The sequence below is a fragment of the Azospirillum baldaniorum genome (assembly GCF_003119195.2).
GTDB lineage: Bacteria > Pseudomonadota > Alphaproteobacteria > Azospirillales > Azospirillaceae > Azospirillum > Azospirillum baldaniorum.
Genome location: NZ_CP022260.1, coordinates 14,329 through 28,938 on the forward strand (window position 1 = coordinate 14,329; position 14,610 = coordinate 28,938).

The 14,610-nt window shown below is 68.6% G+C and carries 12 protein-coding genes and 1 pseudogene; 7 read left to right on the plus strand and 6 right to left on the minus strand.

The window, feature by feature from the left end; all coding sequences use genetic code 11:
- Positions 1-184 precede the first annotated feature (184 nt).
- The 4 genes from Sp245p_RS26805 to Sp245p_RS26820 all read right to left on the minus strand — a co-directional run bounded on the left by Sp245p_RS26805 (position 185) and on the right by Sp245p_RS26820 (position 3,899).
- Positions 185-799 (minus strand): DAK2 domain-containing protein, encoded by a 615-nt coding sequence (locus Sp245p_RS26805; protein ID WP_014241924.1) that lies wholly within the window; start codon positions 797-799, stop codon positions 185-187.
- Positions 800-801: 2 nt separating this feature from the next.
- Positions 802-1,800, minus strand: a complete 999-nt coding sequence (locus tag Sp245p_RS26810; protein WP_014241925.1) for a dihydroxyacetone kinase subunit DhaK — start codon at positions 1,798-1,800, stop codon at positions 802-804.
- Between the two features lie 146 nt (positions 1,801-1,946).
- The gene (locus tag Sp245p_RS26815; RefSeq protein WP_014241926.1) at positions 1,947-2,753 is read right to left on the minus strand and encodes an IclR family transcriptional regulator; all 807 of its coding nucleotides are present in this window, start codon (positions 2,751-2,753) and stop codon (positions 1,947-1,949) included.
- Between the two features lie 231 nt (positions 2,754-2,984).
- Positions 2,985-3,899: a dihydrodipicolinate synthase family protein gene (locus Sp245p_RS26820; RefSeq protein WP_014241927.1), complete on the minus strand. Its 915-nt coding sequence runs from the start codon at positions 3,897-3,899 to the stop codon at positions 2,985-2,987.
- Positions 3,900-4,144: 245 nt separating this feature from the next.
- Here Sp245p_RS26820 and Sp245p_RS26825 point away from each other — a divergent pair, with 245 nt between their 5' ends.
- The 5 genes and pseudogenes from Sp245p_RS26825 to Sp245p_RS35505 form a co-directional block, all read left to right on the plus strand.
- Positions 4,145-5,080, plus strand: a complete 936-nt coding sequence (locus Sp245p_RS26825; RefSeq protein WP_165360007.1) for a tripartite tricarboxylate transporter substrate binding protein — start codon at positions 4,145-4,147, stop codon at positions 5,078-5,080.
- 50 nt (positions 5,081-5,130) lie between these two features.
- Complete coding sequence (locus Sp245p_RS26830) at positions 5,131-6,093, plus strand: Bug family tripartite tricarboxylate transporter substrate binding protein (protein ID WP_014241929.1); 963 nt, start codon at positions 5,131-5,133, stop codon at positions 6,091-6,093.
- 53 nt (positions 6,094-6,146) lie between these two features.
- Positions 6,147-6,632, plus strand: coding sequence for a tripartite tricarboxylate transporter TctB family protein (locus tag Sp245p_RS26835; RefSeq protein ID WP_014241930.1), 486 nt, complete (start codon positions 6,147-6,149; stop codon positions 6,630-6,632).
- Positions 6,626-8,128 (plus strand): tripartite tricarboxylate transporter permease, encoded by a 1,503-nt coding sequence (locus Sp245p_RS26840; protein ID WP_014241931.1) that lies wholly within the window; start codon positions 6,626-6,628, stop codon positions 8,126-8,128. The genes Sp245p_RS26835 and Sp245p_RS26840 overlap by 7 nt, the downstream gene beginning before the upstream one ends.
- Before the next feature lie 127 nt (positions 8,129-8,255).
- A pseudogene (locus Sp245p_RS35505) lies at positions 8,256-8,461 on the plus strand (hypothetical protein); the annotation flags it as partial.
- Between the two features lie 133 nt (positions 8,462-8,594).
- Here the strand turns inward: Sp245p_RS35505 and Sp245p_RS26850 are convergent.
- A complete protein-coding gene (locus Sp245p_RS26850) occupies positions 8,595-9,128 on the minus strand; it encodes an RNA polymerase factor sigma-70 (RefSeq protein WP_014241933.1) in 534 nt (177 codons plus the stop codon).
- A 154-nt stretch (positions 9,129-9,282) separates the two neighbouring features.
- Here Sp245p_RS26850 and Sp245p_RS26855 point away from each other — a divergent pair, with 154 nt between their 5' ends.
- On the plus strand, positions 9,283-11,727 hold the full coding sequence (locus Sp245p_RS26855; RefSeq protein WP_014241934.1) for a TonB-dependent siderophore receptor: 2,445 nt from the start codon (positions 9,283-9,285) through the stop codon (positions 11,725-11,727).
- A gap of 24 nt (positions 11,728-11,751) precedes the next feature.
- Here Sp245p_RS26855 and Sp245p_RS26860 read toward each other — a convergent pair whose 3' ends face one another.
- Complete coding sequence (locus Sp245p_RS26860; protein WP_014241935.1) at positions 11,752-12,744, minus strand: FecR family protein; 993 nt, start codon at positions 12,742-12,744, stop codon at positions 11,752-11,754.
- 208 nt (positions 12,745-12,952) lie between these two features.
- On the opposite strand from Sp245p_RS26860, the gene Sp245p_RS26865 reads away from it, so the two are divergent.
- On the plus strand, positions 12,953-14,608 hold the full coding sequence (locus tag Sp245p_RS26865; RefSeq protein WP_014241936.1) for a cyclic peptide export ABC transporter: 1,656 nt from the start codon (positions 12,953-12,955) through the stop codon (positions 14,606-14,608).
- Positions 14,609-14,610: the final 2 nt, after the last annotated feature.

The following is a 14,610-nucleotide window of genomic DNA, read 5'->3' on the forward strand; positions in this document are numbered from 1 at the left end:
GGCCGTGGTCGGCGACGACTCCAGACCCGTCGGATAGCCACGCTCAGGTCCGCATCGTGGCACGAGCGTGCGGGGCCGGCGCGGTCCCTCAGGAAGGCACCCCCAACGGGTTGAGGGTGCCGTTTCAAAAGCGCCACCGGGTGCCGGTTCATGAACGGGACATCTTGCAACCCGGCCCCCAGCGTCACGCACCGCGCCGACAAATGCTCTCGATGAGGCGCGCGAAGGCGAGCATGCCGGGATCGTCCATGCCGATGCTCTTGTCGGCATACATGCGGGCCCGTCCCATGCGGCAGGGTTCGTTCCGGAAGCGGACGAGCGCCTCGTCACAGGCTGCGACCGCTCTTGCGCGGATCGCAGCCTGATCCCCGGCACCGGCCAGGGCCGAGGAAACCGCATCGAGCGCATCGACCACGGTCTTATCCCCAAGCTTCGCGCCACCGCGCGCCATGACGGCATCGCGCGCCTGCTCGAGAAGGGGGGCCAGTTCGCTCCAGGGGATTTCGGCCCGCCCCTTCGTCCTTTTCGACATCGTCAGGAGCCCGGTCGCGAGCAAGGTACCGAGGCTCGATCCCGTGGCGGCCGCCGCAGCCTTGGCAAGGATGCCCAGGCTCACCCCGACATCGTCAATCCCATCCATCCGCTGCTCGGCCATGAGATCCAGCACCCGGCGCAACATGCCGCCGGTGTCTCCGTCGCCGAGCCGGGAGTCGGCCGCGTTGAGTTCCTGTTCAAGGGTTGCCATGCGCGCGTGCGCGAGGGCGACACCGGCGGCAATCTGTGTGACGGTCAGGCCCATGGTCAACCAACCTTCCAGAAGGGGCAGGACGCCGGAGCGGCGAGAAGCCGTTCCAGCTCATCATCGAGGAAGCAAAGGCTGAGCGACACGCCGGTCATTTCCATCGAGGTCACGTAAGGCCCGACCAGCGGCTGGACGACCGCCAGCCCAGCCTTGTCCAGCCGTTCCGCGATGCGCCGGTAGAGGATGAAAAGCTCTTCCAGGGGGGTGGCGCCGAGGCTGTTGACCAGGACCGACACGCGGTTTCCACTTCCCTCGGGCCGTTCCGCCAGGAGGCGGTCGACCATCTCGTCCGCGACGGCATCCGCCGGCTTGAGCGTGTCGCGCCAGATTCCGGGCTCGCCGTGGATGCCGATGCCCATTTCCATTTCGCTTGGGGCAATGCGGAACGACGGCTCCGCCGCACCGGGGATCTGGCAGGACGAGAGGGCGCAGCCGATGGTCCGCGTCCGCTCCACGGCCTTCGCCGCCGCCGCGGTCACCTCGGCCAGCGAGGCGCCCTCGTCGGCCCGGGCGCCGGCGATCTTGTAGGCGTAGACGATGCCGGCGACGCCGCGCCTCTTGCTGCGTTCTGCGGGGGCGGCGCTGGCGATGTCATCGGTGCCGAGCACCGTGCTCAGTTCCAGCCCCTCCTCCTCAAGGAACTCCCCCGCCATGTCGAAGTTCATGCGGTCGCCACCGTAGTTCCCGTACAGGCGCAGGACACCGCGCCCACCATCCGCCGCCTTGATCGCGGCCATGCAGGAATCCACGGTGGGGCCTTCGAAGACGTTGCCGATCGAGCAGGCGTCGACGAGGCCCGGACCGACATAGCCGGTGAACAGGGGCAGGTGTCCGGATCCGCCGCCGGTCACGATACCGACCTTGCCCGCCCGGGCGCCTTCGGTGCGGCGGATCACCCGGCCCGCCGGTCCATCGCGCATGAGCGACGGATGGGCGGCGCACAGCCCGTCGAGCATCTCGTCCACATAGTGCGCGGGATCGTTGATCAGCTTCTTCACGATGGAGTTCTCCCGTTGCGCCGCGTCCGCGCGCCATGGCAGCCCTCCGCCCGCAGCGCTCCGGCGCGTCGGTCACTGGAAGGGTTCGATGGTCGGATGCAGGCTTGTGGGGCTTGGAGCCGGACGCCGAGGGCCGGCCCCGCCCGTTACGTGATGGGTGCGTTGGGTGCGGGCGCCGCGGCGGCGCCGTCGTTGCTGTAGCCCAGCTGGAGTGAAATCGACTCCGCGTGGCTCATGACGACCGGGGCGAGGCTCTGCACCCGTTCGTGCGTCATGCGCGTGGCGGGGCCGCTCACGCTCACCGCGGCGAAGACATGCCCGCTGGTGTTGCGGATCGGCGCGGCGACGCAGCGCACGCCGATGTCGATCTCACCATCGTCGATGGCGTATCCGCGCTGGCGGATCGATGCCAGATCCTCCCTCAGCCGGTCGGGGTCGGTGAGGGTGTTGCGTGTGTAGGCCGGAAGCCCCATCCCAAGGACGCGGTCGATGACCAGGTCCGATTGGAAGGCCAGGGTCGCCTTGCCGACACCGGTGCAATGGCAGGGCGACGCCTCCATCGTGGTCGTCGCGTTGTTCTGGCCGGATCGGCCCCCCGCGCCCCGCTCGATGAAGACCATCTTCATGCCGTCGAAGACGCACAGGTGGACGGTCTCCCGCGACAGGGTGCTGAGCGCATCCACATACGGCTTCGCCACGCGGTGCACGTCCATGTTGGCCAGAACGATCGACCCCAGCTCGAAGAGCTTGATGCCGAGCCGGTACTCGTCGCGGCTGTGGTCCTGTTCCAGGAACCCGATTTCCTTGAGCGTCAGGATAAGGCGGTGCGCCGTGCTGCGCGGAAGCTTGGTCCGGCGGGCCACGTCGGCGAGCGACAGCCTGCGGTCGACGGTGGAAAAACATTCAAGGACGCTGAGCATCTTTCCAGCTGACTTGATGTTGTTCGTCTTCAAGAATGCCTGTTCCTTCTGCTCCCCTGCCGGACAGGCGTACCGGGCATGGTCGTGGAGCCCAGTTCCGCCTGCTTCAGGCGCAGGGCGGGGCAAAGATCGGCCAACCGGCCCTCCGGGGTCAAGTCGTGTCGACGCGCTCATCGTCCCTCCCTGGCTTCCCTCCCTGGGGATGCCACCCCCGCAAGCGCGCTTCCGAGGGTGGCCGGCATTCCGTGGCTTCGGCTGACGCCGCTATTCCGCCGCGGCCGTTGTCGGCGAGGCCTCGTAACGAAGCACCTCGCGCAGGGCGGCATCGATGCGCGCCTTCTGCGCCTCGGTGGCGGCGGGCATCGGCTGGCGCGGGACGCCGACCTCGCACCCCTGCCGGCTGAGCGAATGCTTGACGCACCCAGGCAGGTTGTCGCCGTTGATCGTGTTCCAGAAGGCCAGCAGGCTCCGATGGATTTCCAGCGCGCGGGGATGGTCGCCAGCCTGCACGGCATTCCACAGCGCGACGGTCACGCCGGGCACCGCGGCCGGATTCGCCGCGATCGTGCCGTGGGCTCCCAGCGCGAAGGACGGGTAGAGAAGCGCGTCGACCGCCGTGAAGACGAGTTTGCCCGGCACCTGCTCGTTCAGCAGATCGGCCATCAGCTTGAGGTCGCCCGCGCTCTGCTTGACGCCGATGACGCTGTCGATCTCCTTCATGATGCGGACCAGGAGCGACGGCGACAGGTAGTTCCAAGGCACCACGTTGTAGATGACGATCGGCATCCGCGTCTCGCCCGCGAGCGTGCGGAAATGCTCCAGCGTCGCGTCCTCGTCGGGTTTGAAGACGTAGTGGACGGGCGTCACCTGCAAGGCCGCCACCGGCAGATGCTCCAGGGCCCTGGCCTTGGCGATGGCGTCGCGGGTGCTGTTGACGATGATTCCCGCCACGACGGGGACGGCGCCGTCGACCTCCTCGCAGGAAATGGCGACGAGACGGGTCAGTTCCTCGGTCGAGAGGGTGTGCCCCTCGCCGGTGCTTCCTCCGACGCAGACGCCGTGGACGCCCTTTTGCAGCATGAACCGCACCTGGGCGCGGAACGCCGCCTCATCGATCTCCCCGTCGGCCGTGAACGGTGTGACCAGAGGGGGGATGATGCCGCTCAGCGAAATTGACATTTGGACGTTTCCTCTTTGTTTGTCCCACAATGCGGTATTTGCGTTCAGCGCCCATAACCTGTCAACGCCGATTAGCATTGTCAATGCTGGTTATAAAGGTATGTTGGCTTGACGAACATCCCGTATCGTGGGATACGACAGAAAAGGCAGGGCGCCGAACCGCCCTGCGGCATGTCTTGGAGGAGACGCTCATGATGGGACTGGCCACAGGCAGGCTTGGCCGCGGGACGGCGGTTACCGTTGCCATGTTGACGTGTCTTGGGGGGGCCGCTCCGGCTCTTGCCGAATGGCCCGAGCGGCCGGTGACGCTGATCGTCATTGCCGGGGCCGGAGGCGGCAGCGACTACACGATGCGCCTGCTCGCCCGGGAACTCGAAGCCAAGCTCGGCCGCCCCTTCAACGTCGTGAACCAGCCTCAGGCGTCGGGCGTCGTCGGGATGACGACCTATACGACGGCCAAGCCCGACGGCTACACGCTTGGCCAGATCGCCCCGTTCGCCCAGTACAGGCTGCTGGGACAGGCCGATTTCACGTCGGCGAGCTACACCCCGATCGCCCAGTTCAACGCCGATCCCGCGGCGGTGCACGTTGCGCAGAATTCCCCGCTGAAGAGCGTGGCGGACATCGTGGCCAAGCTGAAGGCGGACCCCGGCTCGCTCCGCATCTCGTGCGGCGGCACGTGCAACGCCAGTTGGGACATCCCCTTCATCTCCCTGCTTCTCGACCAGGGCGTTGATGCCAAACGGCTCAATCTGATTCCCGCCGCCGGGTCGGCGGCCGGACTGCAGGAACTGGCCTCCGGCGGCGTCGATGTCGTCCTGTGCTCGCTTCCCGAGGTCGACGCGCTGCGCGACGCGGGCCGGGTCCGCAGCATCGCGGTGATGAGCGAGACGCGCGTCGAGGGCTACCCGGACGTCGCCACCGTCGGCGAGCAGGTCGGAAAGCCGTACAGTGGCGGCACCTGGCGCGGTCTGGCCGGCCCCCCCGGCATGGACCCTGCGCTCGTGGCGCGGATCGAATCCGCGGTGAGGGACGCGTTCGAGAGCGACCGCTTCCAGCACGAGATGAAGGCGCGCCGGTTCGGGGCGGCCTGGCTTGGGCGGACCGAGTTGAAGGCCTTCATGGAGCAGCACGAGCAGGAGACCGCACGCGCGATCAACGCCGTCGGGTACAACAAGTAGATATCGATCCGATGGCGTGCGCGCGTCGGACGGCAATGGGAGGAAAATCCATGCGTTTCAGCGTTCTTGCATCCGTTCTGATGGCTTTCGCCGGACTGGCCGGCACGGCGCAGGCCGACTATCCCGAGCGCCCGGTCACCATCATCGTTCCGGCGGCGGCCGGCGGCGGCGGCGACACGACGACCCGCATCCTGGCGCGGGAACTGAAGGACATTCTTGGGCAGCCGATCACCATCGTCAACCAGGGCCAGGGGGGCGGCGTGGTCGGCCTGACCGCGATCAAGAACGCCACGCCCGACGGCTACACCGTCGGGTTGCTCTTCCCGTACGCCGGGTACAAGGCGACGGGACAAGCTGACTTCTCGGCCAAGGACTTCACGCCGATCGCCAACTTCAACGGCGATTCCTCCTCCCTTCTGGTGGGTTCCGGGTCCCGCTTCAACGACCTGAAGACGGCCCTGGAGGCGATCAAGGCCGCCCCGGGCTCCTTCAAGGTCCACTGCAGCGGCGGCTGCGGCAGCGTGTGGGACATCCCGGTGGCCGGCATGATGCTCGACTATGGGATCGACGTTGCCGCGATCAAATGGGTGCCGGGCCAGGGCGCCGCCCCCGGCCTCATCGAACTCGCGGCGGGCGGCGTGGATTTCCAGACCGCCTCCCTGCCCGAAGCGTCCGCCCTGATGTCGGCCGGCCGCGTGCGTCCCCTGGCCGTTCTGAGCCCGGAACCGGTGCCTGGATTCCCCAACGCGCCCACCACCAAGCAGTCCATCGGCACCGCCGTCGACGGCGGAACCTGGCGGGCCCTCGGCGGTCCGGCCGGAATGCCGGGCGATGTGGTCGCAAAACTGGACGCCGCGGTCGCCAAGGCGACGCAGAGCACGGCGTACAAGGAAGCCATGGCGAAGGCGAACTTCGGGGTCAAGTACTTGAACGGCAAGCAGCTTGAGGAGCTGATGCTGCGGCACGAGAAGGACACCGCCCGCGTCATGGACGCCCTCGGTTACGGCAAGTGATCGGCAGGGCCGGGCAAACCATGCATTCCTTCTGACGGTGGAGGCTATCCGCCATGAAAGTTCAAGACGTCCTCGTCGGCCTGTTCTTCATCGTGATCGGCGTCCTGATGATCGAGTACGCGGCCGACCTGAAACCGCCGCGCCACCTCAAGTTCGGCCCTGGATTCTTCCCGCTGCTCATCGGCTCGGGGCTGATCCTCGTCGGAGGGGTCATTGCGCTGCTCGGCCTCCGCACCTTGCGCACCGAACCCCTCTGGCACCGGCCGGAATGGTCGCGGACCAGGCAGGGCTGGGTGCGGTTCTGCTCCGTTCCCGCCGCGGTCGCCCTCTACGTGCTGATCGTCGACGCGGCTGGCTTCCTGCTCACCGCCGTCCTGGTGATGGTCCTCGTGCTGGCCGTATCCGGTGAGCCCCTGCGCCGCAGCGTGCCGGCGGGAGCCGTCACCGCGGTCGTGCTGACGGCGATCTTCGCCTCCGTGCTCCACGTACCCCTGCCGTGGGGACCGCTTCAGAACATTTCGGGGTGGCTGCTATGGTGATCCTAACGGACGTTCTCGGCGTGCTGCTCGACGTCCACCTGCTGCTGGTGATCGTCGCTTCGGCCATCTACGGGCTGGTGCTGGGGGCGATCCCCGGCCTTACCGCGCTGATGGCCACGGCCCTGCTGGTGCCGGTCGTCATGTTCATGGAACCGGTGCCGGCGATCGCGGCCATCATCACCTCCTCGGCCATGGCCATCTTTGCCGGCGACATTCCGGGTGCGCTCATGCGCATGCCGGGCACGCCGGCGTCGGCGGCCTACACCGACGACGCGTACAGCCTGACGCGCGAAGGCAAGGCCGGGCTGTCCCTCGGAGCCGGCCTGTTCTCCTCGGTTCTGGGGGGCCTGCTGAGCGCCCTGGTTCTGACCCTGGCGGCTCCGAACCTGGCCGAACTGGCGCTTCAGTTCAGCAGCGTGGAGTATTTCTGGCTCGCGGTCCTGGGCCTCAGCTGCGCGACGTTCGTCGGCGGCTCGTCGCTTCTCAAGGGGGTGGCATCCCTGCTGTTCGGGCTGGGGCTGTCGACCATCGGCATGGATCCGGTCTCCGGAACTCCCCGCTTCACCTTCGGCGTCACCAATCTGCTCGGCGGCCTCGGCCTGATTCCGCTGCTCATCGGCGTGTTCGCGGTCTCCGAGCTGCTGCGCACCGTGACGCTTCCACCAACCGGCGAACGGCGCGCGCAGCCGGCGGTCGGCTCGGTCAGCGCCGGCATGGGCCGCCTGATGTGGCGACACCGCCGCGAGGTCCTGCGCGGAAGCACGCTGGGAACGCTCGTCGGCGCTCTGCCGGGGGCCGGCGCGGACATCGCCGCATGGATCTCCTATGCGGTCACCCGCCGGTCGCAAAAGGGCAAGGACCCGAACGCCCTCGACCAGAAAGTCGAACGCCTCGTCTCCGCCGGCGCGGCGAACAACGCCGCCCTCGGGGGAGCCTACATTCCGGCGACCGTGTTCGGAATCCCAGGCGACGCGATCACCGCCATCGTGATCAGCGTCATGTTCCTGAAGGGCCTCAACCCCGGCCCGACCATCTTCCTCAACAACCCGACGGCAATCTACTCGATCTTCGCGATCTTCTTCGTCGCGAACCTCCTGATGATTCCGCTGGGCATCCTGTGCATCCGCACCTTCGGCCTGATCCTGAAGGTGCCGACGGCCTATCTGACGCCGATCATCCTGCTCTTCTGCATCGTCGGGGCCTTCTCGGTCGAGAACACGCTGTTCGCGGTCGGGATCATCGCCATTGTCGGTTTGCTCGGCTATTTCATGGAAGCCAACGACATCCCCATGGCTCCGGCGGTGCTCGGCCTGATTCTCGGGCCTGTGATCGAGCAGACCTTCATGACGTCCATGTTGAAGAGCGGCGGAGAGGTGTCCGTGTTCTTCGACCGCCCGCTCGCCATCGCCCTCGCGGTGGTGACCCTCGGCTCCTGGGCGCTGGCGGGCGTCTTGAAGCTCGTGGACGCAGCCAAGGCGCGCCCCGTCCTGACGTGACGCATCCGCCGCTCCTCATCGTGACCACGCGCGGAGGGCTCCCAGGAGCCCTCCGCACTGCACTTCAAGCACCCCCTGACAGGACCGTGCCATAACGATTGCAGGCGAGATGCTGATCGGCGACGGTGGCGAACCAGTGGTCGTCAAGGCGCTTGCCGCCCATTCCGGGACATCGGAACTGGTTGGGCGCGCGATCCCGGCCATGCGGTCGGAACCGCGCTGGTCGCCGATGGGCGCGTCACGGTCGCGGGATTCACCGGCTCGCGCCGGGGCGGCGTTGCGCTGATGAACATCGCGGCGGGCGGTTTCCATCCGCGTCGCGTAACCAGGGAGCCGGGAAAGGGCTTCCTGCACGCGAAACCGCCTCGCTGCAACAAAGTCCCGTGAACACCCTGGACGCCGTCCACCGCATCCTACTGGACGCTGAACACCCGACGGTCCGAATGATCAGGCCTCGCTCCGTGCTTCAGGACGACGGGTCGGCCCGCTTCATCGCCTTGCGGCAGTGAATCAGCGCGTCACGGATCATGACGTTGACCAGCGTCGGCGACACGCCGAGGGTCTCCGCGATGTCCTTCTGGCTGTGTCCGTGGATCCGGTGCATTTCGAAGGCGTAGCGGGTGCGCTCCGGCAGATCGGCCAGCGCCGATTCGAGCGTCTGCAGGAGCTGGCGGTTCACGTTCACGCTTTCCGGCGAGGCCGCTTCCGGCGTGCTCACCGCCTGCCCTTCCTCCTCCGTCGCCATCAGACGCGATTCCAGGCCTTTCCGGCGGTAGTGATCAATCGCCAGATTGCGCACGACCATCATCAGGTAGCCCGCCTTGGCCCGGATGGAGCTGGTCGATTCCGCTCCCAGCAGCTTCAGGAAGGCGTCCTGCACCACGTCCTCGGCGTGGTGGCGGCACCCGGTGATCCGCTCGGCCACCCCGATCAGAGACCGCCGATGCGTCGTGAAGACGTCGGTCAGGGTCTGATTCTCGGCGGTTCCTACCGGTCGCATGGGACGATCCTTGTGCAAAGCGACGCCGCGGCGGGGCGGCAAACCCCAAGGCTTGACAAGCCGTCGCAAGCTAATGCAACTGACAGTCATTTGCAAATGGGGAAAAGGCAGAAATTCCTGCGGTGATTTCTAGTATTCGTTGCGCGAGTTCTGGATGACCCCGCGCCTCGCAGGCTTTCTGCTCGGCGGGCTGGCGCTCGGCTGGTCGGTGCTCGCCGCGCCGCCCGACGCCCTGCCCGCCGCCTTGCCCGATTCCATGCAGCCCGATTCCGTGCAGCCCGCGACCCAAGACAGGCCGCTGGCGATCCCGGCCCTTCCGCTGGGCGAGGCGCTGACCCGCTTCGGCCAGCAGACCGGTTTGCAGATCCTCTACAGCCCGGACCTCGTGTCGGGCCGCCGGTCGCGCGCCCTGGCGGGACGGATGGCCCCGGCGGCGGCCCTTGCCGAATTGCTGAGCGGGACCGGCCTGTCCTTCGACCTGCGCGATGGTATGGCGACCATCGGCCGGCCGCAGGAAACCGCCGACGTCCTGCCCCCCTTGACGGTGGAGGGCCGACCGCTGCAAAGCGGCCGGGCGGCGAGCCTCGCCAGTCCCGACCAAAGCGTCGGCCGCACCGAAACCCCGGTCGAAGACCTGCCGCAGGGGCTCTCCATCGTCACGCGCGCCGACCTCGACCGGCGCGACGTCCAGGACATCAACAGCGCGCTGGCCTACAGCGCCGGCGTGCGCCCCATCGACTATCCCGGTGGCCAGGGCGCCATCGACGTCTATGTCCGCGGCTTCCGCCAGAGTTCCGAAGCCGTCCTGCTCGATGGGCTGCGCAGCGGCTACAACCCCTATGGGCTGGAGTACGAGCCCTTCGGCGTGGAGCGGGTGGAGGTGCTGAAGGGACCGGCTTCCGCCATCTATGGCGCGATGCCGCCCGGCGGCGCCATCGCCCTGACCAGCAAGCGCCCGACCGATCAACCGCTCCACCAACTCCAACTCCAGGGGGGCAGCCATGACCGGCGGCAGGTCACCGCCGACCTCGGCGACCGCATCGACGCCGGGGGATCGCTCCGCTACCGGCTGACCGCGCTGTCACGGCGCAGCGGCACGCAGGTCGACCACACGCCGGACGACCGCCTCTATGTGGCCCCGGCGCTGTTCTGGTCGGCCGGTGAGGGCACCGAGATCACCCTGCTCGCCAGCCTCCTCGATTTCCGCAAGATGGGGGCGGAGCAGAGCTTCCCGGTGTCGGGCACGGTCCTGGACAACCCCTACGGCCGCCTCGATTCCAGCCTGTTCCTGGGCTATCCGGGGTTGAGTTCCTACCGCTCGCGCACCCTCTCGGCCGGCTACGAGGTCCGCCACGCCTTGACCGGTGACTGGACGCTGCGCCACAGCCTGCGCCACAGCCGCAGCCGCGTCGCCTACCGGTGGAGCTGGTCGGACTCCGGCGCGCTGGAGGCTAACCGCTATTACCGGTTCGGGCTGCAGGACCGGCCCAAGACCAGCTCCACCCTGCTGGCCGACACCAACCTGCAAGGCGCCGCCACCACCGGACCGCTGCGCCACAGCCTGCTGGCCGGCACCGATCACGCCCGCTACCGGGTGCATGAAACGCGGCGGAACGGCACGGTGGCCGACCCGATCGACGTCTTCGCCCCGGTCTATGGCGGCCCCTACGCCTGGGACGCGGCGCTGCTCAACGACCTGACCGACCGCATCCGCCAGACCGGCCTCTATCTCCAGGACGAGATCGCCGCCGGGGGCTGGCGGCTGACGCTCGGCGGGCGGCTGGACTGGAGCCGCACGGACGTCCGCGGCCTGCTGTCCGACAGCGTGCCGGTGGAGACGACCCAGCTCGACCGCGCCTTCACCAAGCGCATCGGGCTCGCTTACCGCTTCGACAACGGCCTGACGCCCTACGCCGGCTATTCGACCTCCTTTCAGCCGACCAGCGGCAGCGACGCGCAAGGCCGTCCCTTCTCGCCGAGCCGCGGCGCGCAGATCGAAACCGGGCTGCGCTACCGGCCCGAGGGCGTCGACGCGCTGTTCACCGCGTCGCTGTTCCGCGCGGTGCAGAGCAACCTCACCACCGCCGATCCGGACCATCCCGGTTATCTGACCCAGACCGGGGAGACGCGGTCGCGCGGCGTCGAGCTGGAGGCGCGGACGGCGATCGGTGAGACGGCCGATCTGACGGCGGCCTACACCCACACCGACGCGCGGGTCACCCGCGACACCGCCGCCCCCGGCGGCACCGACAAGACCGGGCATCGGGTGGCCTCGGTCCCCCGCCACGCCGCGTCGCTCTGGCTGCGCCAGCGTTTCGAGGACGGACCGGCCGACGGCCTGACCGCCGGCATCGGGATGCGGTATGTCGGCGCGACATACAACGCCGCGAACAGCGTGCGCGTCCCCGGCTACACACTGGTCGATGTCAGCCTGGGCTACGAGCTGGACCGGCTCGGCCCGTCTCTCGACGGGGTCGGGCTGACGCTGACCGCGACCAACCTGTTCGACCGCCGCTATTTCTCGCCGGGCTTCTATGAGGATTCGGTCTTCGTCGGCAACCGGCGGGCGGTGCTGGCGACCCTGTCCTACCGCTGGTGATTGGCCCGCTGGTGCCCCCCGGCCTCAGCGGGCGGAGAGGAGCAGCGCGCCGTCCTTCGCGGCGATCGTCACCGGCAGCACCCGCGGCAGCGACGCCACCACGCGGTCGAGGTCGGCGACGTCGTACACGCCGCCGATGCGCATCGCCCCGACCCGGCGGTCGGCCAAGCGCAGCGGCTGCGACAGGTAAGGGTTCAGCAGCGGGACCGCCTCCGCCAGGGTGATGTCGTCGAACACCAGCTTCCCCTCGCGCCAGGACAGGACCCGCGTCGGATCGACGCGCGCGACGCTGCCGAACCGGCTGTCGCGGGCGAAGCGGCCCTGCTGGCCCGGTGTCAGCCGCAGGGGCTCCTCGCCCACCGCGGCGGCGGCGCTCACGGTCACCCCGCCTTCAGCCAGCGTCACGGCCAGCTCGCCGTCGTTGGCCCAGACGTTGAACCGCGTCCCCGTCACCCGGACCCGATGGGCGGCGGTAAAGACGGTGAAGGGCCGCGCGGCGTCGCCCGCGACCGCGAAATAGGCTTCGCCATGGTCCATCAGGACGCTGCGGCGGTCGCGGAACTGGGCGTAGAACAGGGTGGTGCGGACGTTCAGGTCCACCGTCGAGCCGTCGGGCAGACCGACCACGCGGTGCCGGTCGCCGCCAAGGAAGACATCCACCGTGCCGGGCAGCACACCGAACGACCAGCCCACCGGCCAGCCGACGGCCAGGACCGCCGCGACGCAGGCCGCCAGCGCCCAGCGCCGCTGTTTCGGCGCCCGGACAAGGGGAGACCGCACCGTCTCGACGGGCCGTGCCGGAGCGGGGGTCGCGGCCACCCGCGGTCGCAGCCCGGCGGACAGGCCCCACAGCTCCCGCATCGCGTCGAATTCCGCCACATGGCGCGGGTCGTCCCGGCACCAGCGCTCGAAGGCGGCCCGGTCGGCGTCGCTCACCTCCTCCGCTTGCAGGCGCAGGCACCAGTCCGCCGCCTCTTCGGTCACGCGGTCGTCGTCGGAAGGATGGGACGGAGGCATACAGGCGCGCTCGGCTCCGGAAATCGTGTGCCAGCTATAGGGCAGACCGGGACCACACCGCAAGACGGGGCGGATCGCCGCGACCGCTCCGCCGGGGCCGCTTCAGTTTTGCCCCGCTCGTTCGTCCTAGTCGTCAGGGCCGTGCGCGTCCGCCTTCCCGGCGGAGTCGTCGCGCGGCCGTCTGTCGCCCCGTCCCCCAGGAACCCCGATGCCGACGTCCCCCCGTTCCTCCAGCCTTTCCGCTCTGCTCCACCTCCTGCGCCCCTTCTGGCCGCTGCTGACCGCCGCCACCCTGCTGGGGGTGCTGGGCGGGCTCAGCGTGACCGGGCTGCTGGCCGCCATCAACCGCATCCTGCACGCCGGCGACAGCCCCGGCGCCGGACTCCTGCTCGCCTTCGCCGGGCTGTGCGCGCTGGCGCTGGCCGGCTCGGTCCTGTCCGACATCGGCACCAACCGGATCGGGCAGCGGGTCATCGCGCGGCTGCGCAAGGATCTGGGCGACCGCATCCTGACAGCACCAATCGACCAGTTGGAGCGCTACCGCAGCCACCGCCTGATCCCGGTGCTGACCCACGACGTGGACACCATCAGCGACTTCGCCTTCGTCTTCGCGCCGCTGGCGGTGTCGCTCAGCGTCACGCTGGGCAGCCTCGTCTATCTGGCGCTGCTGTCCTGGCCGATGTTCCTGGCGACGGCGGCGGCCATCCTGATCGGCAGCGCCGTGCAGTACGTCGCGCGCGGCCGTGGCATCGACGGCTTCCAGGAGGCGCGCGCCCACGAGGACGAATTGCAGAAGCACTACCGCTCGCTGGCGGAAGGGGCGAAGGAGCTGCGCATCAACCGGCCGCGCCGGCTGCGCCTGCAAAGCGAGGCGCTGCGCGGGACCATCGACCGCATCTGCGAGGTCCAGATCCGCTCGATCACCCTCTTCGTCGTCGCCAAGGGGTTCGGCTCCACCCTGTTCTTCATCGTCATCGGGGTGGCGCTCGGCGTCGAGGCGCTGTGGCCCAGCACCGACCGCGGGACGCTCAGCGGCTTCATCCTGGTCCTGCTCTACATGAAGGGGCCGCTGGAGCATCTGATCGGCACCCTGCCCATCGTCAGTCGCGCCCAGGTCGCCTTCCGCCGCATCGCCGAGCTGTCGGCGGCCTTCGCCTCGCCGGAGCCGCATCTGCTGATGAAGGACGACGGACGCCCGCCCGAAACCATCGACTCGCTGGAACTGCGCGACGCCCGCTACGCCTACCCACCGGCCGGGCCGGACGTGGAGCCCTTCGTGCTCGGCCCCGTGTCGCTGCGCGTCGGGCGCGGCGAGATCCTGTTCATCGTCGGCGAGAACGGCTGCGGCAAGACCACGCTGATCAAGATGCTGCTCGGCCTCTACGCCCCGCAGGACGGGGACATCCTGTTGAACGGCACCCCGGTCACGCCGGAAACGCGCGACGACTACCGCCAGCTCTTCACCACCATCTTCGCCGACTACTTCCTGTTCGACGACCTGATCCAGACGGGCGACCGCGTGCCGGAGGAGGCTCAGGCCTATCTGGAGCGGCTGGAGATCGCCCACAAGGTCAGTCTGGTCGACGGGGTGTTCAGCACGACCGACCTGTCCACCGGACAGCGCAAGCGGCTGGCCCTGCTCCAGGCCTGGACGGAGGGGCGGCCGGTGCTGGTGTTCGATGAATGGGCCGCCGACCAGGACCCGGCCTTCCGCAGGATCTTCTACACCGAGCTGCTGCCCAGTCTGAAGGCGATGGGCAAGACGATCATCGTCATCTCCCACGACGACCGCTACTTCGACGTGGCCGACCATCTGCTCCGGCTGACCGCCGGAATGGTCGCCCAGGAGGAATTCACCCGCTAAAA